The organism is Lactobacillus iners DSM 13335, assembly GCF_000160875.1.
In the GTDB taxonomy this organism is placed as follows: Bacteria; Bacillota; Bacilli; order Lactobacillales; family Lactobacillaceae; genus Lactobacillus; species Lactobacillus iners.
Map to the genome: position 1 here is coordinate 44357 of NZ_GG700802.1, position 19234 is coordinate 63590.

Sequence of the window (19234 nt, forward strand, 5' to 3'; positions counted from 1 at the left end):
TGAACCGATGCCAGCTCCAGAGCCTAAACCAGAGTTGCAGCCTAAGCCACAGCTGGAGCCAAAGCCTGAACCGACGCCAGCTCCAGAGCCAACGCCAGCTCCAACTCCGGTGCCTGATCCTAAACCAGAGTCGCAGCCTAAGCCGCAGCTGGAGCCAAAGTCTGAACAAAAGAAATTACCACAGACTGGTTCGGATGAGGGTTACGCATTAGGAATGGCCATTTTAGGATTGAGTTGTTTGCTTACTTTAGCAGATAAAAAACGTAAAAATAAAAAATAATTTTTAAGTCCAAAAGGGCGGTAACAACGTTTACTGCCTTTTTTTGTGTGTATTTTTTTATCTTCTTTTTTATAAAAAATGTTTTTTTGCGTAATTATTTTATGGATAGAAAGGAGGTGTTGTATGGATACTAGTATGTATGCCGATGAATTAATTAAACATGCAATTAAACAGCGAGTTAGTGATATTTTTATCTTACCAACTACTGATTGTTATACTATTAAATTTAAAACATTAGTTGGTCTGCAGATTGTTGAAAATATTTCTGCAAATAAAGGTGTCGAAGTAATTAATCATTTTAAATTTATTGCTGAAATGGACATTGCAGAACATCGTCGCCCTCAGGTAGGTTCTTTTATTAAGGAAACTAATGGAAAAAATGTTTTTTTGCGTTTTTCTAGTGTTGGTGATTTTTTAAATAGAGAATCTATGGTAATTAGGCTTATTTATGATATGGGAGATTGTCATTATTTTTTTCCAGAACAATTTGAAAAATTAAAACAACTTTCGAAAAAAAGAGGAATGATTGTGACTAGTGGTCCAACGGGGTCTGGAAAAACAACTACTATGTATCAGTTAATTAAGCAAATTAGTTCAGAAAAATTTGTTATGACGATTGAAGATCCAATTGAAATATTAGAACCTGATTTTTTGCAAACGCAAATTAATAATCAAGCTGGTATAGATTATCTATCTTTGTTAAAGGCTGCTTTACGTCATAGACCCGATATTTTAGTCATTGGTGAAATTAGAGATGCACAAACTGCTAAAGTAGCAATCAATGCGGCTTTAAGTGGGCACTTAGTTTTAACAACAATTCATGCTAAAAGCACATATCAGATTATTGATCGTTTTTTAGGATTAGGTATTAAAATGCCAGAATTGGAAAATGCATTGACAGCAATCAGTTACCAACGATTGTTGCCAACTGTGAAAAACACATTTTCGTGTTTATTGGATATAGCTGATGCTACAAAATGGCGAAAATCAGTTAGTGAATATGATACTAATTTTGTAGATTGGCAGCAAAATATAGAAAATTTATATCATAAGGGAGTTATCGATAGTGATGTTTTTCAAAGTTTTCTCGAAGGATAAGCTTAATAAAAGTGAACAATTGGTCTTTTTGGATTATTTGCAACAAAGTTTAAATAATGGCTTTTCATTCAATCAATCATTAAAAATACTACCTCACGTTTGGAATGAAAAAGTTAATATTATTAAAAAACTTTCTAGCAATATTGCACAAGGAAATGATATTGGTCAATCTTTAGTCGCTATTGGATTTTCTCGTATGATAGCACAACAGATATCATTTGCGATTAAGCATGGTAATTTAATTGAATCATTGTCTCAATTAACCAAGATTATGCGACTCAAAAATGAACAAATCAAAAAAATTAAGAGCGAGATGGCATATCCTGCTGTTTTAATTGTGATGATGGTTAGTCTTTTGATTGCTATGCAGACTTTTTTGCATTCAGAATTAAGCTCGGATAGTTCGAGTAGCGATTTTATTTTTGCTATTATTATTAGTTTACTAGGTATATTTTTTATTGGTTGTTCTTATGTTGTCATTTTAGCTAAAAAGCAGGATTATACGTCATTTAAAAAGTTGATTCATGTTCCAATATTAGGGCGTTTAGTTAAATTATATATTCATTATTTAATTGTTTCTGAATTTGCTATTTTAATGTGCAATGGCTATACCTTGCAACAGATATGTAATTTTTTTGCTCATGAGACGAATCAAAGCATTGCAAAAACAATTACTTGTAAGATGAATGATGCTTTAATTAAGGGAAATGATATTGAGGAGATTATTAAACAAGAAGAATTTTTGCCAGATAGTTTAGTTTTACTTTTTGGAGTTGGTGCGGATACTAAAGAACTTAGCAAAAAGTGTGTTTTGCTTAGTCAAACATTATTTTATGAATTAAATTTCAAATTAGGCAAGGCTGTAGTCAGTATCCAACCTTTTTGTTTCATTTTAATTGGCTTTTGCATTTTAGCCATGTATTTAAAAATTTTAATGCCTATGTATGCATCTATTCAAAATATTTAAGGAGAAAAAAGTTAATGAAAGTTTTACATAAATTATTAAAAAGAAAAGTTAAAGGTTTTACTTTGATAGAAATGGTAGTAGTTATAGCAATTATAGCCATGTTGATTTTATTAATTGCCCCAAATTTATTTTCATATCGTGATAAAGCAAATAATACTGCAAACGATGCATTTATTAAAACTGTGCAGATGCAGGTAGATTTATATAAAGATGAGTATGGAAAAAATATAACGGTAAGTGATATGCACGATAAGAATTATTTAACTGATAATCAGGTTAAAAAGATAGAAGCAAACCACATTACGATTAAAGATGGTAAAGTAATTGCTCCTAAGAATTAAAAGATTAAGTCGAGGCTTTACTTTAATTGAAAGTTTAATAGTTTTGGTTATTACGTGTTCAATTATTTCTTTTCCGATTATTGAATTGAAGGGATATAGAGATAATTTAGCTTTAATTAATACTAGAGCACAAGTTAAATCAGCTATTAATTTTTGTTTGAAAGAGTCAATTATCAATAAACGGGTATATTTCATTCGTTATTCTGAAACTAGTAATAAATTAAAAGTGATGTCTGATTGGTCGACTGCTGAAAAAACTTTTTTGATAAATTCGCAAGTCAAAATAAGTAATATTGATAATTTAACAATAAAAAAGAAATCATACGTTGCTCCTCGGACAATCTATTTTAAATGTGGCAAAATTACAAAAAGAATGACTATACAGTTAATGTGGGGACGACTAATTGAAAAATAAAATACGTGCATTTTTGTTAGCAGATGCCTGTCTAGGTTTATTTCTGTCAATAGTTGCTATGAGCTTGGTTTATTATAGTGTTGTAGAATTACAAAAAATAAAAACAACTGTAGAAATTAAAGTTGATCGTAAATTGGCTGAAAAAATGATGGCAGAAACAAAAATAACTACTGTTAAATTACATAATAGGACTTATGAAAATATTTAAGACAAAAAATAAAGGATTTATGTTGGCGGAGGCTATAATAGCTATTTTAATAACAGTTTTATGTTTTGAGATTTTATATTCAACTATTAATACAGTTAGGACAGTTTCCCATAAAAGGGATGGAGTCAATAATGTTGCCTTCGCCTATATTCAGCTTAATCGCTTCATTAAGGATAGAGATTTGATGCTTGATATAAAACATTCAGATGTAAAACGAGCGATACTTAAGCAAAAAAAGAAGGATGAAGAGAATAAAGTATACTATGAGACATATTCATTTTATGAGAGAAAAGGTCAATTGAGGATGTCACAGGGATATATGCCCTTGATGATGAATTTAAGAACAGTATATTTTTCATATGTGAATAAAGATGTAATGAAGATGAAAATTGTTGAACGAGATGGTCGTTGTAGCATATTAGCTTTTAAATTGAAAGAAATGGAAAAGGATCAACGTGCTGATGAACCTAAAAAATAATCGTATATTTTCTATTTTAAAAATGAAAGTTCCAGCTACTGCATTATTTTGTGCTTTGTTAGTAATTGTAACTTGCATCGTTTTTATTAAATATTATCAATCGGCTTTTTTTGCTGATCTTCAAATAAATTTAGATATTTATAAGAGCCTACGTTAATTTTCTAGTAAAGAATATACTAAAAAGGTATAAAATACTGGTTATTTATAGTTGATATCTATAAAATAATAACGTAGAGGAGTGGATTATATGGAAGATCTTGAACATCTGAATGAGCTTTATTTAAGTTTTGAAGAAGTAGTTGATATTTTAAGAAAAGAATTAAATGTAACATTTACCGAAGCGTTAGTTGAAACGTTTGATAATCTTGAACACCAAAAAATAAAAGTGGAAGCTAATGCTCCTAGTGCTAAGATTGTTGAATTATTAACAAAAAAGTATGCAAATTTAGAGTATGAAAAACTTGAAACGTCTGTCAAAAGTCACTTATTTTATTTGCTTACACTTAAAGCAGCTGATGTTGATAATTTTAATAGTACACAATTACCAACGCCCCGTATTTTGGCCACTATTGTGGCATTATTATGGTCAAAAATAGTACCCCAAACGGCTAAAGAAGTTATCGATCCAGCTATAGGTAGTGGTACATTATTGTTTTCACTAATTGATCAATTACGTTTTCTCAATCATTCTAAAAATTCATTTGTTTTGACCGGCATTGATAATGATCCGGCAATGTTAGATTTAGCGGACGTTAGTTCATATTTAAATAAATTACCTGTAGATTTATTGCGTCAAGATGCTTTACAGCCTTGGTTGACAGGAAAAAAAGACGTTGCTGTATCTGATGTGCCAGTTGGTTATTATCCATTAGATAATAATGCTAAAAATTTTGATAATTGCCAGTTATCTGGACACTCATTTGCTCATATTCTTTTTATTGAACAGATTATAAAAAAATTAAAGCCTAGTGGTTATGCTTTTTTAATTGTGCCTAAAATGATCCTTTCAGGAAAAGAGGCAGCAGATTTTATGACTTGGTTAACTAAAAAAGTTAATATTTTGGCAGTAGTTGATTTACCTGATGATTTGTTTGCCAATATGAAATATCCAAAATCTATTTTAGTTTTGCAAAACCATGGTCAGAAGATGCAGTTAAGAAAAGTTCTAGTAACCAAATTAGGTTCACTCAAAGATAAGTCATCTTTGGTAAAATTAAATGTTGAATTGAATAATTGGGTAAATGAATAGTGAGATATAAATGGAAATGATTAAAAAAATTTTGGCTGTTAATGCTGGTAGTTCTTCTCTAAAATTCAAGTTGTTTTCGCTAAAAGACGAACAAGTGTTGGCTCATGGACAAGCAGACCGAATAGGGCTACCCGAGTCGACATTTGTTTTGAAATTAGCAAATGGTGAAGTTTATCAAGATAAAACTGGGATAAGAACACAAGAGGATGCAGTTGAAAAATTATTATCATGGTTGACAAAGTCTAAGATTGTTAATGATTTAAGTGAAATAGCTGGTGTTGGACATCGAGTAGTGGCTGGTGGTGAGTATTTTGCTCATAGTACATTGATTGATCAAGATAATTTACAGAAAATTTATGAGCTTAATGAATATGCACCTTTACATAATTGTCATGAAGCAGATGGCATTAAGGCTTTTATGAAATTATTACCAAATGTGCCACAAGTTGGTGTGTTTGATACATCAATTCATCAAACACTTGATCAAGTTCATTATATGTATTCTTTACCATATGAATATTATGAAAAATATAAAGTTAGAAAATATGGAGCTCACGGAACTTCAGTTAGATATGTATCTCAACGGATAGCTTCTATTTTAAAACGACCTTTGGATGAATTGAATATGGTTATTTGCCATTTAGGCAGCGGCGTATCAATAACAGCAATGAAAAATGGGCAATCATATGATACATCAATGGGTTTTAGTCCATTAGCTGGTGTTACTATGAGTTCACGTAGTGGAGATATTGATCCATCTGCATTGCAATATATATTGGGTAAAGAAACTGATTTGAATTTTGATCAAATGATCGATATTTTAAATAATAAATCTGGATTGTTAGGTATCTCTGGAATTTCTCCTGATATGCGGGACATTCGCAAAGCGATTAGCCAAGGTGATGAGCGTGCTAGTTTAGCTAGAAATATTTTTATTAATCGTATTGTGCGATATATTGGTGCTTATTATTTAGAATTGCAAGGAATTGACGTAATTGCTTTTACAGCTGGTGTTGGAGAAAATGATATTGGCATTCGTAAAGAAATTATGAACCAAATGAGCTGTTATGGATTAATACCTGATTATGATGCAAACCAAATCAATGGTATTGAAAAAATTATTTCCGCTCCAAATTCTAAAATAGTTGCTATGGTAATACCAACTAATGAAGAATTAATGATTGCACGTGACGTAGTTCGAATTGCCAAGATAAGTGATTGATATTTTTGCATCAATTATGCTATGCTAGTATGTAGTCGGGGATGTTTTGGGATTCGACAGGCGTAGATTTGCATTGATTGCAGTTCGTAGGTTACGTCTACGTAAAAACGTTACAGTTTAAATATAACTGCAAATAATCAAAATTCTTACGCATTAGCTGCTTAATAACCAGCCTGCGTGATCTTTGTGATGGTTGTACTCGTGGTTATCCAAAGGTTTTATATTTAACGAGTTGCATTTAACTGATTACCTAGGTAGTTAGACTAAGATTTTAGGTTAGCAATAGCTATTTGCCCCGTTATATGGCGTTTTGCTGTTGTGAAATCAAATAATATAACTATGATTGTAGATATCAGTGACAAAATGCGTTTGGACAGGGGTTCAAATCCCCTCATCTCCATTATATAAGGAAAGAATGTTGATATATCAACATTCTGGTAGCTTAAAACTACGTTTTGACTACAAAAAAAGGGCACTGATTCAGTGTCTATTTATTTTAGGAGGAAAGTATGCTAAAGAAAAAAAGCTTACTCATTAAACACAAGTAAGCTCGAAAGAGAGAAGTTAAAGACTTCCATCTTTGGCGTATCTAATTATACCATGACACACAAAGAAAAAATGAATCGTTATTTTGCATTAACTATCGTGGCAATTCTACTTGGAACTTTTATTAAAGTATTTGGGAATTGTTTATGATGATTAATTTAAATAGTTCGGATATTATGGACGCTAAAGAAACATCTAAAATTTGGAAAACAGTGGATTGTAACTACTCAAGGAATGGAAGCAATCACTGGTAAACAAGATCCTAGAAAAAACAAATTATAGTGAAAGAGTTAATCTGTTGATTGGCTCTTTTTTTCTTACGATATTTTAACCCCCGTAGAATTATTACCTCCGTGGTCTAATCTATAATAAAAGCAAGAAGCAAAGTGTATTGCACGGTACGCTAGAATATTTTCCAGATAACGGCAAGAAACAGAATTCATGGTCGAAACGATGGGAAAAAGTTGGCGAAGATGATAAGGTATAAGAAAGAAAAAAGATCAGTGAAAATAATAAGTTGTTTGTTAAAACGACACATGCTTAAAATAAGACAAATTAAACGGAGTATTTCAAATATAGATATAGAAAAAGCTTTGAGAAATCCAATCCATAAAGAAAGTATAATAACTGACGAATTAGGTAGAAAAAGTCAAAAAATAATAGGTGATTTTACAACAGTTGATATTAATCCTGATACGATGGAAGTGATAACAACTTATCCTACTAAAAAAAGTAAGCGACAAAGATACCTAAAGGGGAGATAAATGTATGTTTACAAAAGAAGAAATTAAATATATGAAAAGCTTGGGTCTGAATTTAGATTTTCATAAGCCTCTTCTTAATGAGGATTATGAACGAATTGAGGATATTGTATCTCATCAGTTACAAGTATATGGTTTTGATAAAAATTATAATCCTACAACAATTGGTATTTTATGTGAGAACATTTTGGATAAATTTGATTAACTAATCGCCAACCTAAAGTAAGGCGGTTTTATTTTACACAAAATTCAGAGTAATCAAGGAGTTAAAACAGTATGAATAGTAAATAAATTCAAGAAAATGTTGTTAAAGCAGTTGAAAATTGTGGTTTAGCAATTTATAAAAATGCTCAAAAAATTATCAATATAAAACAGGGCGATTACTCAATATACCTACAACGGTAAAGATAAAGACGGGCTAAGGCTGTTTTAGAAGATTCATGGATATTTAAGTGGTTATTATTAACCAATTTCTACAAGCGAAAGTGATATGTTAGATATAAAGGCTCCAGTATTCAAAATAGTTTATTGAAAAACGAATTACAACAAGATATAATTTTTTATAGAAAAGAGTATTATGTTAAAGATTTGGAAAAGCCTATTAATAAATTTTTTAGTACATCGGTTACTACTAAAGGAGTAATAGGTGGTGTACCAAATCTAGCTATTAAAGTTCCTAAAGAAACTTTTGGTGCTTATATTGAGCTACTTAGTCATATTGATTATAAAAAGCAACGAGAATTTTTAATTAATAGTGGATTTAATCTTGACAAAATATCAGACGATAGAGGACTATTAATTTATAAAGTTAGAGGTGAAAGCAATGAAACTAAGTAAAAAAGAAATAGAAGAAGCTTATCTTGCAAGATTAGAATCTGAAACACGTCAACCAGAAACTGAAGAACAACGAAAGTTAGCGAAAGAAAGAAGGGCGAAAGTAGATGCTATGGTAAAAGAGAACTTAAGAAAAAAAGGCATAGAAATTAACTAACCGCCAACCTAAAGTAAGGCGGTTTTATTTTGCACAAAATTAAAAAGAAAGATGGGAGAAAAATTCTGGTATTACACGAGTAAAATATAAAGGGAAGTCTTTAAAAGCTGAAATATATTGGTATGAAGCAAATGGAAATAGAAAAGAAATTAAAATTCAGAGGTTTTTAAAAGATGAAAGTTAGGTATCTAGGAAATACTGAAGGAATTTCCTTAACAAAAAATAAAATATATGAAACTTTAGATTATGAAGAGGGTTTCCTTAGAGTGATCGATGATACTGGAGAAGATTATTTATATGATTTTGAAAAGTTTCAAGTTATAGAAGAATAATTAACTAACCACTAACTGAGAGTAAGTCACAAGAGGCCATTAATTTTTATGAAAAGATATCTGATCTTCTTTTTTATTTAAGGTAAAATATATAATGTGAATAATTTTTGTGGAGGACAATTATGGAAAATTCCAAGTTGAAAGTAAAAGATCTCGTTAATATTGGTGTCTTTGTAGTTATTTATTTTCTTATTCTAGGTATATCAAGTATGACCTTTGTCTTTTTAGGTATGACTATGGTTAAATCGACTTTGGCATTGCTTTGTTTTGCTTTAGCACCATTTGTTACCGGTATAATTTTAGGTACGCCAGTTATTTTATTGATGGCTAAATTACAAAAACCATGGGGATTTTTTACCTTTGGAATTTTATCACCAATTCTTTTATGGCTTAGTGGGCATAATAGTTTTATTCCTGCTATAGGTGGTATATTGCTAGCTGCTATTGCTGAATTTGTTTTATATTTAGGTAAATATAAGTCTTTTAAGGCGATGCTGATAGCATATGCTTGTTATAATATTTGGACGATGTTACCCTTAGCTGATATCTTATTTGTTAGAGCAAAAAGGGTAAAAATGATCCAAAAAATGGGTTTGGCGTTAGTAAATAATGTATTTACTACACCTAATGTCTTATTAATTCTAATGTTTGCTTTAGTTGGTGGGTTGTTAGGTGCTTTGTTAGGCAAGAAAATGCTAAAAAAGTATTTTACTAAAGCTGGTATTTTATAATGCAGTTTATCCATGATGATAATCGTCATAATTTACATCCCTTGACTAAATTCTTTGCTGTAATTTGTTTGAGCTTTACGCCATTTTATCGTGTAAGTGCGTTATATTGCTGGGTTGTTGTTGCAACAATTGCCATTTTATTTGCTTTGCAATTTAATTATAGGGATGCTATTAAGGCAGTAATATATTTTGGATTTTTATCTTTGTTGCCATCTGATATGAATTTTAGACATATTGGCCTAATTCATGTGTTATTTAGCCTTATATTAATTATTAAGGCTTTTTATTTACCATGTTTATCTGCCAAATTATTGATTAAAACAACGGATGTAGGTTCATTATTATCAGCTTTATCACAAATCAATGTTCCACGAACTATCAGAATTCCAATTGCAGTTATTTTTCGTTTCTTTCCATCCTTTAAGCAAGAATATCAAAATATGCATTTAGCTATGAAGGTTAAAAATATTACTTGGCGTACACCAATAAAATATATTACATATATGTGGATACCATTGCTGATTCTATCTTCAAATATTGCTGATGATATTGCTAAAGTAGCTGAAACAAAATGCATCTATAATCCAATCAAACGAACGCATTATTTTTCGATCAAATTTGGTTTAATGGATATCTTATACTTGTTGAGTTTATTGTTGCTGGTGACAAAGGGGTGTAAGTTATGTTAACAATAAGAAATGCCTATTTATCATATCCAGATCGAAAAATAGTATTAAAAAATTTGAATTTGAATATTAAAACTGGTGAATGTGTAGTTTTGACGGGTATCAGTGGTTCAGGTAAATCTAGTATTTTGAATCTGATTAATGGACTGGCAACTAGATATGATAATTGTAAAATTAGTGGTGAATTTTTATTTCAGCATCACGATATAGTTAAATTAGAATTGTATCAAATAGCTCAGCTCATTGCTAGTGTTTTTCAAAATCCAAAAACTTCATTTTTTAATGTTAATACGACAATGGAGTTGCTATTTTTTTTAGAAAATAATGGTGTTCCTAGACAAGAAATGCAAAAAAGATTATCTGATTTATTAAATTTATTTCCTATTGCCAATTTATTAAATCGCAATATTTTTGAATTGTCGGGTGGCGAAAGGCAAATCTTATCCATTGCTACAGCTTATATTTCGGGAGTTCAATGCGTTTTATTGGATGAACCATCAGCTAATTTGGATAGTAAGTATATTAAAATAGTTGCTAAAATGTTAGCTATCTTGAAAAAAAGAGGAGTTACTTTGTTAGTAGCAGAACATCGTTTATATTATTTAATGGATGTTGCTGATAGAGTGTTGGTTGTTGCTAATGGTACCATTAGTCAAGAATATTCTATTTCTAAATTTAAGCAATTAAGTGAAAAAAAGTTATATGCTATGGGACTTAGAACTAGGCAAGAGGTACAATTAAAGTCTTTTTCTCCGATGACTAGTGGCGAATTTTATATTAAATCTTTATATAAAAAGTTAATTAATCATCAAATTTTAAAGATAAGAGATTTATCGTTAAAAAAAGGTAATATTTATGGAGTAGTAGGTTTGAATGGCTCAGGTAAAACCAGTTTAATTAAAGCTTTACTTGGTGTAGATAAAAAATGCCAAGTTGCTATTTACTTAGACGATAAGTTATTATCAACTAGACAACGAATTAAGCTTTCTTCATGGGTTATGCAAGATGTTAATAATCAATTATTTACTGATAGTGTTATGGCTGAAATAAAATTAGGAATTGGAAATATTTCTGTAGATAAAATAAATCAAGTGATTAAAAAATTAAAGTTGTCTTCATTGCTAGATCGTCATCCATTAAGCTTATCTGTTGGTCAAAAACAGCGAGTGGCAATTGCTTCAACTATTTTAAGTCAAAAGACATTATTATATTTTGATGAGCCAACTAGTGGAATGGATTATCTGAATATGATTGCTATTTCCAAATTGCTTAGAGATAGTAGTACCAACAATAATATTATTATTATCGTTTCACATGATGTAGAATTTTTGAATCAAACTGTCGATCATGTGATTAAATTGTCAAGCAACTGATAAGTCGCTTTGCATGTTAAAATAAATTATAAAGTAAATTTTACAAGGAGAAAAAGTATGACACCATGGTGGAAAAAAGCAGTAATTTATCAAATTTATCCTAAATCATTTCAAGATAGCAATGGTGATGGTATTGGAGATTTACCTGGAATTATTACTCGGTTAGATTATTTAGCTAAGTTAGGAATTGATGCTATTTGGTTATCTCCAGTATATCAATCCCCAGGCATAGATAATGGTTATGATATATCAGATTATCAAGCAATCGATCCCCAATATGGAACTATGGATGACATGGATAATTTGATTTTGGAAGCTAAAAAAAGAAATATTAAAATTATTATGGATCTAGTTGTAAATCACACTTCAGATCAGCATGCGTGGTTTGTAGAGGCTAGAAAAAATAAAGAAAATCAATACCGAGATTATTATATTTGGCGTGATCCTGTAGATGGACATGAACCAAATGGTTTGCAATCTGCATTTTCTGGTTCTGCATGGCAATATGATGAAACTACCAAACAATATTATTTACACTTTTTCGCCAAGCAACAACCTGATTTAAATTGGTCTAATAGTATTGTCCGTGATAAAATTTATCAAATGATGAACTATTGGATTGACAAGGGCATTGGTGGTTTTAGAATGGATGTCATTGAGCTAATAGGTAAAGATCCAGATAAAATGGTTCGTGAAAATGGAAAAATGCTACATCCCTATTTACAGGAAATGAATCAAAAAACTTTTGGTCAATCAGATTTGTTGACAGTTGGTGAAACTTGGAATGCTACTCCTAAAATTGCTGAGGATTATTCCGATCCAGCAAGGCATGAATTATCAATGGTTTTTCAATTTGAAAATCAAACATTAGATCAAAAAGATGGTTGTAGCAAGTGGGACTTAAAACCTATTGATTTAGTCGAATTAAAAAAGATATTGGTTAAATGGCAGACTGAACTCGATTTCAAACATGCTTGGAATAGCTTGTTTTGGGAAAATCATGATATTCCGAGAGTTATTTCTCGCTGGGGTAATGATCAAAAATATCGGGTAGTTTGTGCTAAGATGTTTGCTATCGTTTTACATTTGATGCATGGTACACCATATATTTTTAATGGAGAAGAAATTGGTATGACCAATTCCCCAGTTAAAAATATTAATGAAGTGGAAGATATTGAAAGTATCAATATGTATAATGAACGCTTAGATGCTGGTTATGATAAGGATGAATTGTTGCATGCCATAAATGTTAAGGGGCGTGATAATGCAAGAACGCCAATGCAGTGGTCTGATGCATTGAATGCTGGATTTACGAGTGGTAAGCCATGGTTGCGTGTAAATTCTAATTATACTGATATTAATGTTAAACAATGTTTGGCAGATCCTGATTCCATTTTTTATACATATCAAAAGTTGATTGAATTGCGTCATCATAATCAAATAGTTGTAGATGGTGATTTTCAATTAATAGAGGAAACGGATGCACAGATTTTAGCATATTATCGTATTTTAGGAGATCAAAAGTGGCTTGTGGTCGCTAATCTCACTGATAAAGAAAAGCCATTCAATTGTCACGAACAATATCAAAAAGTTTTAGTTGAAAATTATACGACCCCAAGTAATTTACAAAATATTATTTTAAAACCATATCAAGCATTTGTAGTAACGATTGCATAAGAAAAGCGAAATTATTAAATTTCGCTTTTTTATTTTTATTAAATTTGACGATATATGTAAAAGCCACCCATGCTTGTATAACATCCTTCAATGTTAGATGCAGGTTCTTCTAAAACACCACTGTGTGAGTCATCGCGGTCAGTACAGTGAATAATAGTATATGGTGAAGTGTACAAGACTACATGTCCTGCAGCTCCTCCACTAAGACCTTTAGTTCCGAAAATTACAACATCCCCCTTTTGATTAGGGATTCTGGTAGAATGTGCGACTTCTGTAAAATTGTTTTTTAATAACCAATTGTGCATAGAATCGGTATTTGGTATATATCCTAATGAAGATGCACCACCAGCTCTCAATGCAGCATAAACAGCACCAGAACAATCTGCAGTACCATCAGAACCATCACGCTTACCAAACATGGAGTATTGCACACCATTGTTTTTGAGTTGACGCATAAATGAAATAGCAGAATCAATATTTACTGGTCCATTGTTTAGACCCATATCATAAATTGACATATTGTTGTGTTTAGGGATGTAAACATGTTTAGGAATATAAATATTAGTTAAATTCTGTACAGGATTATATGTTGATTTTGCTTTAGATATAGTCTTCGCTTTTTCAACAGTTTTAGGAGCTTGCGTAACACGTGAAATATTCTTAACAAGTTGTGGCTGATCAGTTAATTTTGATGAAATCCACTGTGCACCACCTAAATTAAACCAGGTATACCCATCATTGCCATGTTCGATTTTAAAATATTTCCAAGATGTATTAGGATTTAAATGCTTGACATATCTGCCGTTAACGGGAGCTGTATATACATTTACACCAGTTGCTGCCTTAATCTTAACTACATTAGCAGTAGGCAAAGTCGTTTTTGCGTGCACATTATTGTTAGTATTAGTAGTTGGTTTTTTAGGAGCTTGTGTAGTAGATTTTTTATCAGTATATTGTTCAGGAACCCATTGATTCTCATTTCCAATTCTGTATAAAGTTCCTTGATTAGAAACTAACTTTTCCCATACTTTCCAATTAGTGCCATTAGCAACATATTGATTTTGATACTTAAATTTACTATTAAGTAAGTTTACTTTGCCTCGGCCATTGTAAACTATACGTAGTGTTGATCCATTCATTGAGGTTCTAGTATCTGCTTTAGATTGTTGTACATTTAACAAGCTTTCACCACATAATGTTGCAACTGAAAGTATCAATCCTTTTGATAAATTACGAACAAATTTTCTCTTTTTCATTGGTATCTTCCTTTTTGAATAAACTACTACAATTACTGTTATTATACCACTTCAGGGGATAAAAATATATTTTATTAAAAATATATTTGACTTATGATTTAGATAGTCATATACTATTTAAAAATACTTAATTATGGAGGAAGAGTTAATAATGTATTATTTAAGTAATTGTGTTAATCATTTAAATAATCGTTGGCAAAGCCGGTAATCTGGTTGCTTCGGTTTTCGGATGCAACCTGAGTTTTCAGATTGTATCTGTGCCGGTTAGCTTTTTGAATTGTCTAGTCTGCATGGATTTGTATAACATGCAGGCTTTTTTTATTTCATTGTTGTAGAGGAAAGTACTGTATTGATGTACTTTCCTTTTTTGATTATTGTTTAAGAGGAAGAGTTATGAAAAGATTGTACACATTAGTAGCTATCTTATTAATTATATTAAGTGTAGCTTTTGTTAATCAAAAAACAGAAAGTAAGCCAAAGCATAATATGCCTGTAGTTGGTGTATTAACTTTATTGCATCATCCAGCTTTAGATCAAATTTATGATGGATTTGTGAAAGAAATGGCTAAACAAGGTTATCATAAAGGCAAAAATTATAAATTAGAATATCAAAATGCTCAAGGTGATCAAAGTAATTTAGAAATCATGTCTAAAAAATTAGTTAATATGTCATCTGATATATTAGTGGGTATTACAACACCAGCTAGTCAATCGTTGGCTCATGCAACTAGTAGTATTCCGATTGTTCTGGGGGCAGTAACTAATCCTAAAAAAGCAGGTTTAGTTGCTAATAACGATCATCCTAATACCAATATTAGTGGTGTGTCCGATCAAGCACCTGTTGAGGAACAATTAAAATTAGTAAAGAAATTAATGCCTAAAAATGCGAAAGTAGGTATTATTTATACGTCAAATGATAGTTCTGCTGTTACTGAACATGACCTATTTGTGAAAATTGCTAAAAAATATCATGTTAATTTGAAGTCATATTCTATTGCTAATAGTAATGATCTGAATCAAGTTTCTCAAAAAATGTTAAATGAAGTAGATGCTGTGATTGTGCCAACGGATAATACTATAGCTGGAGCTATGCAAACCTTAGTTAAGAATGCGGATGCAGTTAGAAAGCCGATTTTCCCAGCAGTTGATACAATGGTGAAACAAGGTGGTTTAGCTACATATGGGATTAATCAAAATTACTTAGGAGTTTTAATTGCACGCTTAGTTGTAGATATTTTAAAAGGTAAGAAAAAAATTGCTACAACCCCTATTCAATATGTGCGTCATGGAATTCCAATTTTAAATCTGAAAAAAGCCAATCAACTGGGTATTAAAATTCCAGTCGACTTTTTAAAGGAAAGTATAAAAGAAGGAGAGGTATTCGAATAATGAATTTGATGGTATCTGCTATTGGGCAAGGCTTATTATGGGGCCTATTAGGATTGGGATTATATATTTCATTTAGAATTTTGAATATTACAGATATGACTGTAGAAGGAACTTTTCCTTTAGGTGCTGTAATTAGTGTTACATTAATTAGTCATGGCTTTAATCCTTTATTAGCAACTTTAATTGCCTTTTTAGGCGGGATGTTTGCTGGATTGATTACGGGACTATTATATACCAAAGGAAAAATTCCTCCGATATTGGCTGGTATATTAGTGATGACAGCGATTTATTCAATTAATTTGCGGATTATGGGTCGATCAAATATTTCCTTATTGGGATGCAAAACATTATTTTCTAATAAATTTTTACTTAGGCTACCTAAATACTTTGATAATGTCTTTTTAGGCTTAACGGTTATGGTTGTAATTACTACTATAGTTATTCTTTTTTTACAAACTGATTATGGGCAAGCTTTTATTGCGACAGGTGATAATCCAAAGATGGCTAAGTCATTAGGTATAAAGACCGATAATACAATTATTGCAGGTTTGATGGGCTCAAATGGGTTAGTAGCAGTATGTGGTGCATTAATAGCACAAAGTAATGGCTATGCAGATATAAATATGGGTTTGGGTACAATCGTAATTGCTTTAGCATCTATTATTATTGGTGAGGTAGCTTTTGGAGAATTAACCTTGAATCAACGTCTAGTAGCGGTGACCTTAGGCAGTATTCTTTATCGCTTAATTATATTGTGTGTGTTGCAGTTAGGCTTTAGCACTAATGATTTGAATTTGCTTTCATCTATTGTATTAGCAATTTGTATGATGATTCCACGATTTGATAAACTATTTAAAATTAAAAAGACTATATTGAGGAGCGTGAAGAGCAGTGAATAAGCCAATTTTTGAATTAAAAAATGTTACCGTTTTAGGTAACAAAAATAGTAGTAATGTAACCAAAATATTGAATAATTTGAGTTTAACTATTAATGATGGTGATTTTATTACAGTTATTGGTACTAATGGTGCTGGAAAATCTACTTTATTGAATGTTATTTCAGGAGCATTAGCAATTGATGATGGTATCATTTTACATAATGGACGTGATATTACAAATTTAAGCGAGGAAGAGCATACCAAATTTTTGAGTAGAGTTTTTCAAGATCCTCAATTAGGTACAGCTCCTAGAATGACTGTAGCTGAGAATATGTTATTGGCCCTAAAACGTGGTGAAAGAAGATTTTTAGTTCCAAGAAAATTAAAGCAAAATCGAGAACGCTTTTTAAAATTAGCAAAAATGATGCACAATGGACTAGAAGATCGCATGGATACTTTTACAGGTAATTTATCAGGTGGTCAAAGACAAGCTTTGAGCTTTTTAATGGCTATATTAAAGAAACCAGATATTCTTTTGCTAGATGAACATACAGCTGCATTAGATCCACATACTAGTCAGTCTTTACTTAATGCTACGAGAGAAATAATTTCGCAAGATAAGATTACTGCACTGATGATTACTCATCATTTAGAGGATGCATTGAATTATGGTAATAGGTTGTTAGTATTAAAACAAGGAAAAATTATAGCCGATTTAGATCATAATGCTAAAATAAAATTAACGACAGACGATTTATATAGATATTTTGAATAAATAATTATCAATAAAAGCCAAAGTTTTAGTAAAATTACTAAACTTGGGCTTTTTAATGTTAAAATAATAAGATAACTTAACAAGAAAATGGATTTGAAAGGTTAGGAAAATGACAAAAAATCAATTGAAATTTTTAACCATTGCATTAATTTTAGGAAATATCATGTCTGGATTGGACAGTACTATTATTAATACTGCAATTCCATCTATTGTTGCTAATTTACATGGAATTCAATTTATGGGTTGGATTATTGCGATTTTCCTGCTTGGAATGTCAATTTCGATTCCCTTGTGGACAAAGGTTGCTGAGCGAATAGGTAATAAAAATGCTTTTTTAGTTACGCTTTCCTTTTTTATAGTAGGTTCTATTTTAGAAGCTATATCACAAGATATGACATTTTTCCTTTCAGTTAGAATAATAATGGGCATAGGTGCAGGTGGTATGGGCTCTTTACCATATATCATCGTAGGTTATATTTATCCAAATATTAAGCAAAGAACAAAAGCATTAGGGATTTTAACTAGTGGTTTTAATGCTGCAGCAATTGTTGGTCCCCTAATCGGTGGATGGATTATTGATATCTCATCTTGGCATTGGATATTTTATATTAATATTCCGATCGGCTTGCTTGCTATGTTATTAACTGCAATATTTTATAAAAAAGAATCTATTAGTAAATTTTCTAAATTCGATACTGTTGGTTCGGCTTTATTAGTAACAGGTTTAATTACTTTTTTATTAGGAATTCAATTATTAGGGTTAGTTAGTGTTTGGCTAGTTATTTGTTGTTTAATAATTAGTTTGTTAATTATGACATATTTCTTTATACATGAGAACAAAGAAGAAAATCCTGTATTACCCCTCAGTTTATTTACTAATAAAAATTTGATAGGTGATTTTTTGCTATTTGCTTTAACTTGGGGAGCTTTTATTGCAGTTAATGTTTATTTGCCGATGTGGGCACAGGCATTTTTGGGTATGACAGCACTGATTGGAGGTATGACATTAATACCTAATTCTTGTTTTTCTATTGTTGCTTCACAATTTGTTTATGTTTTACAAGGGCGGACAAAAACTTATTATATAATTTTAGTTGGAATAATTGGAATGCTTATTTCATCATTTTCCTTATTAATGGCTGATTTAAGTATTCCTTTATGGATATTGATTTTTACATCTGCCTTTTCAGGTATGGGTGTAGGTTTTATTTTTGTAGAATTACAAGTAAAGGTACAGGTGGATGCTGGACGTGAACATATGGCTGATGCCACCTCTACATCGTATTTAATTCGAATTTTAGCTCAAACAGTAATGGCTGCTATTTATGGTGTGATTATGAATTTATCACTTAATCAAGGTATCAAAGCCCATCCACAGATAACCCTTTCTATGCTGAATAAAATGAGTGATTGTCGAACAGCTAGTGAATTACCAGCTAAGTTGTTACCATTAATGAGAGCAATTTCTCATTCAGGTATTAGAGTTATCATGTTGGTTTCTTGTTTATTATTGGTTATATCTTTGGTAATCAATTATAAATTTAATCCACGACATTAAAAAAGTATTTAGATATCGATCTC

The 19234-nt window shown here is 30.9% G+C and carries 24 protein-coding genes and 1 other RNA gene; 24 read left to right on the forward strand and 1 reads right to left on the reverse strand.

Annotated features, from left to right (window positions below):
- The 20 genes from HMPREF0520_RS01035 to HMPREF0520_RS01115 form a co-directional block, all read left to right on the forward strand.
- The coding region (locus tag HMPREF0520_RS01035; RefSeq protein WP_006729042.1) for an LPXTG cell wall anchor domain-containing protein at nt 1–280 on the forward strand (280 nt) is incomplete at its 5' end.
- Between the two features lie 123 nt (nt 281–403).
- Nucleotides 404–1378 (forward strand): competence type IV pilus ATPase ComGA, encoded by a 975-nt coding sequence (gene comGA / locus HMPREF0520_RS01040; protein WP_006729043.1) that lies wholly within the window; start codon nt 404–406, stop codon nt 1376–1378.
- On the forward strand, nt 1350–2345 hold the full coding sequence (locus HMPREF0520_RS01045) for a type II secretion system F family protein (RefSeq protein ID WP_006729044.1): 996 nt from the start codon (nt 1350–1352) through the stop codon (nt 2343–2345). Before comGA ends, HMPREF0520_RS01045 begins: the two co-directional genes overlap by 29 nt.
- A 14-nt stretch (nt 2346–2359) precedes the next feature.
- A complete protein-coding gene (comGC, locus tag HMPREF0520_RS01050; protein ID WP_006729045.1) occupies nt 2360–2686 on the forward strand; it encodes a competence type IV pilus major pilin ComGC in 327 nt (108 codons plus the stop codon).
- A complete protein-coding gene (locus HMPREF0520_RS01055; RefSeq protein WP_006729046.1) occupies nt 2670–3101 on the forward strand; it encodes a type II secretion system protein in 432 nt (143 codons plus the stop codon). The genes comGC and HMPREF0520_RS01055 overlap by 17 nt, the downstream gene beginning before the upstream one ends.
- Nucleotides 3091–3309, forward strand: a complete 219-nt coding sequence (locus tag HMPREF0520_RS01060) for a hypothetical protein (protein WP_006729047.1) — start codon at nt 3091–3093, stop codon at nt 3307–3309. The genes HMPREF0520_RS01055 and HMPREF0520_RS01060 overlap by 11 nt, the downstream gene beginning before the upstream one ends.
- A complete protein-coding gene (locus HMPREF0520_RS01065) occupies nt 3296–3787 on the forward strand; it encodes a competence type IV pilus minor pilin ComGF (RefSeq protein ID WP_006729048.1) in 492 nt (163 codons plus the stop codon). The genes HMPREF0520_RS01060 and HMPREF0520_RS01065 overlap by 14 nt, the downstream gene beginning before the upstream one ends.
- 247 nt (nt 3788–4034) lie before the next feature.
- Nucleotides 4035–5036 carry a class I SAM-dependent methyltransferase gene (locus HMPREF0520_RS01070; RefSeq protein WP_006729050.1) on the forward strand — a complete coding sequence of 334 codons (1002 nt, stop codon included), beginning with the start codon at nt 4035–4037 and terminating at the stop codon, nt 5034–5036.
- 10 nt (nt 5037–5046) lie between these two features.
- Nucleotides 5047–6258, forward strand: coding sequence for an acetate/propionate family kinase (locus HMPREF0520_RS01075; RefSeq protein WP_006729051.1), 1212 nt, complete (start codon nt 5047–5049; stop codon nt 6256–6258).
- Nucleotides 6259–6295: 37 nt separating this feature from the next.
- Nucleotides 6296–6661, forward strand: a transfer-messenger RNA (tmRNA) gene (ssrA, locus tag HMPREF0520_RS06190).
- A 359-nt stretch (nt 6662–7020) separates the two neighbouring features.
- Nucleotides 7021–7086 (forward strand): hypothetical protein, encoded by a 66-nt coding sequence (locus HMPREF0520_RS06565; protein WP_474551187.1) that lies wholly within the window; start codon nt 7021–7023, stop codon nt 7084–7086.
- Between the two features lie 191 nt (nt 7087–7277).
- Entirely contained in the window at nt 7278–7568 is a 291-nt protein-coding gene (locus tag HMPREF0520_RS01080) for a hypothetical protein (protein ID WP_006729053.1), read from the forward strand.
- A gap of 4 nt (nt 7569–7572) precedes the next feature.
- Nucleotides 7573–7770 (forward strand): hypothetical protein, encoded by a 198-nt coding sequence (locus HMPREF0520_RS01085; protein ID WP_006729054.1) that lies wholly within the window; start codon nt 7573–7575, stop codon nt 7768–7770.
- A 323-nt stretch (nt 7771–8093) separates the two neighbouring features.
- The gene (locus HMPREF0520_RS01090; RefSeq protein WP_006729055.1) at nt 8094–8402 is read left to right on the forward strand and encodes a hypothetical protein; all 309 of its coding nucleotides are present in this window, start codon (nt 8094–8096) and stop codon (nt 8400–8402) included.
- A complete protein-coding gene (locus HMPREF0520_RS01095; protein ID WP_006729056.1) occupies nt 8389–8556 on the forward strand; it encodes a hypothetical protein in 168 nt (55 codons plus the stop codon). Before HMPREF0520_RS01090 ends, HMPREF0520_RS01095 begins: the two co-directional genes overlap by 14 nt.
- A 173-nt stretch (nt 8557–8729) precedes the next feature.
- The gene (locus tag HMPREF0520_RS06420; RefSeq protein WP_006729057.1) at nt 8730–8888 is read left to right on the forward strand and encodes a hypothetical protein; all 159 of its coding nucleotides are present in this window, start codon (nt 8730–8732) and stop codon (nt 8886–8888) included.
- Nucleotides 8889–9010: 122 nt separating this feature from the next.
- On the forward strand, nt 9011–9619 hold the full coding sequence (locus HMPREF0520_RS01100) for an MptD family putative ECF transporter S component (protein WP_006729058.1): 609 nt from the start codon (nt 9011–9013) through the stop codon (nt 9617–9619).
- A complete protein-coding gene (locus tag HMPREF0520_RS01105) occupies nt 9619–10308 on the forward strand; it encodes an energy-coupling factor transporter transmembrane component T family protein (RefSeq protein ID WP_006729059.1) in 690 nt (229 codons plus the stop codon). The genes HMPREF0520_RS01100 and HMPREF0520_RS01105 overlap by 1 nt, the downstream gene beginning before the upstream one ends.
- Nucleotides 10302–11678: an ABC transporter ATP-binding protein gene (locus tag HMPREF0520_RS01110; protein ID WP_006729060.1), complete on the forward strand. Its 1377-nt coding sequence runs from the start codon at nt 10302–10304 to the stop codon at nt 11676–11678. Before HMPREF0520_RS01105 ends, HMPREF0520_RS01110 begins: the two co-directional genes overlap by 7 nt.
- A gap of 57 nt (nt 11679–11735) precedes the next feature.
- Complete coding sequence (locus tag HMPREF0520_RS01115) at nt 11736–13355, forward strand: glycoside hydrolase family 13 protein (protein ID WP_006729061.1); 1620 nt, start codon at nt 11736–11738, stop codon at nt 13353–13355.
- A gap of 38 nt (nt 13356–13393) precedes the next feature.
- Here the strand turns inward: HMPREF0520_RS01115 and HMPREF0520_RS01120 are convergent, their stop codons facing one another.
- Nucleotides 13394–14611, reverse strand: coding sequence for a peptidoglycan amidohydrolase family protein (locus tag HMPREF0520_RS01120; protein ID WP_006729062.1), 1218 nt, complete (start codon nt 14609–14611; stop codon nt 13394–13396).
- Between the two features lie 393 nt (nt 14612–15004).
- On the opposite strand from HMPREF0520_RS01120, the gene trpX reads away from it, so the two are divergent.
- The 4 genes from trpX (at nt 15005) to HMPREF0520_RS01140 (ending at nt 19211) form a co-directional block, all read left to right on the forward strand.
- A complete protein-coding gene (gene trpX / locus HMPREF0520_RS01125) occupies nt 15005–16000 on the forward strand; it encodes a tryptophan ABC transporter substrate-binding protein (protein ID WP_006729063.1) in 996 nt (331 codons plus the stop codon).
- Nucleotides 16000–16899 carry an ABC transporter permease gene (locus HMPREF0520_RS01130; RefSeq protein ID WP_006729064.1) on the forward strand — a complete coding sequence of 300 codons (900 nt, stop codon included), beginning with the start codon at nt 16000–16002 and terminating at the stop codon, nt 16897–16899. The genes trpX and HMPREF0520_RS01130 overlap by 1 nt, the downstream gene beginning before the upstream one ends.
- Complete coding sequence (locus tag HMPREF0520_RS01135; protein ID WP_006729065.1) at nt 16892–17653, forward strand: ABC transporter ATP-binding protein; 762 nt, start codon at nt 16892–16894, stop codon at nt 17651–17653. The genes HMPREF0520_RS01130 and HMPREF0520_RS01135 overlap by 8 nt, the downstream gene beginning before the upstream one ends.
- A 109-nt stretch (nt 17654–17762) precedes the next feature.
- On the forward strand, nt 17763–19211 hold the full coding sequence (locus HMPREF0520_RS01140; protein WP_006729066.1) for an MFS transporter: 1449 nt from the start codon (nt 17763–17765) through the stop codon (nt 19209–19211).
- Nucleotides 19212–19234 lie beyond the last annotated feature (23 nt).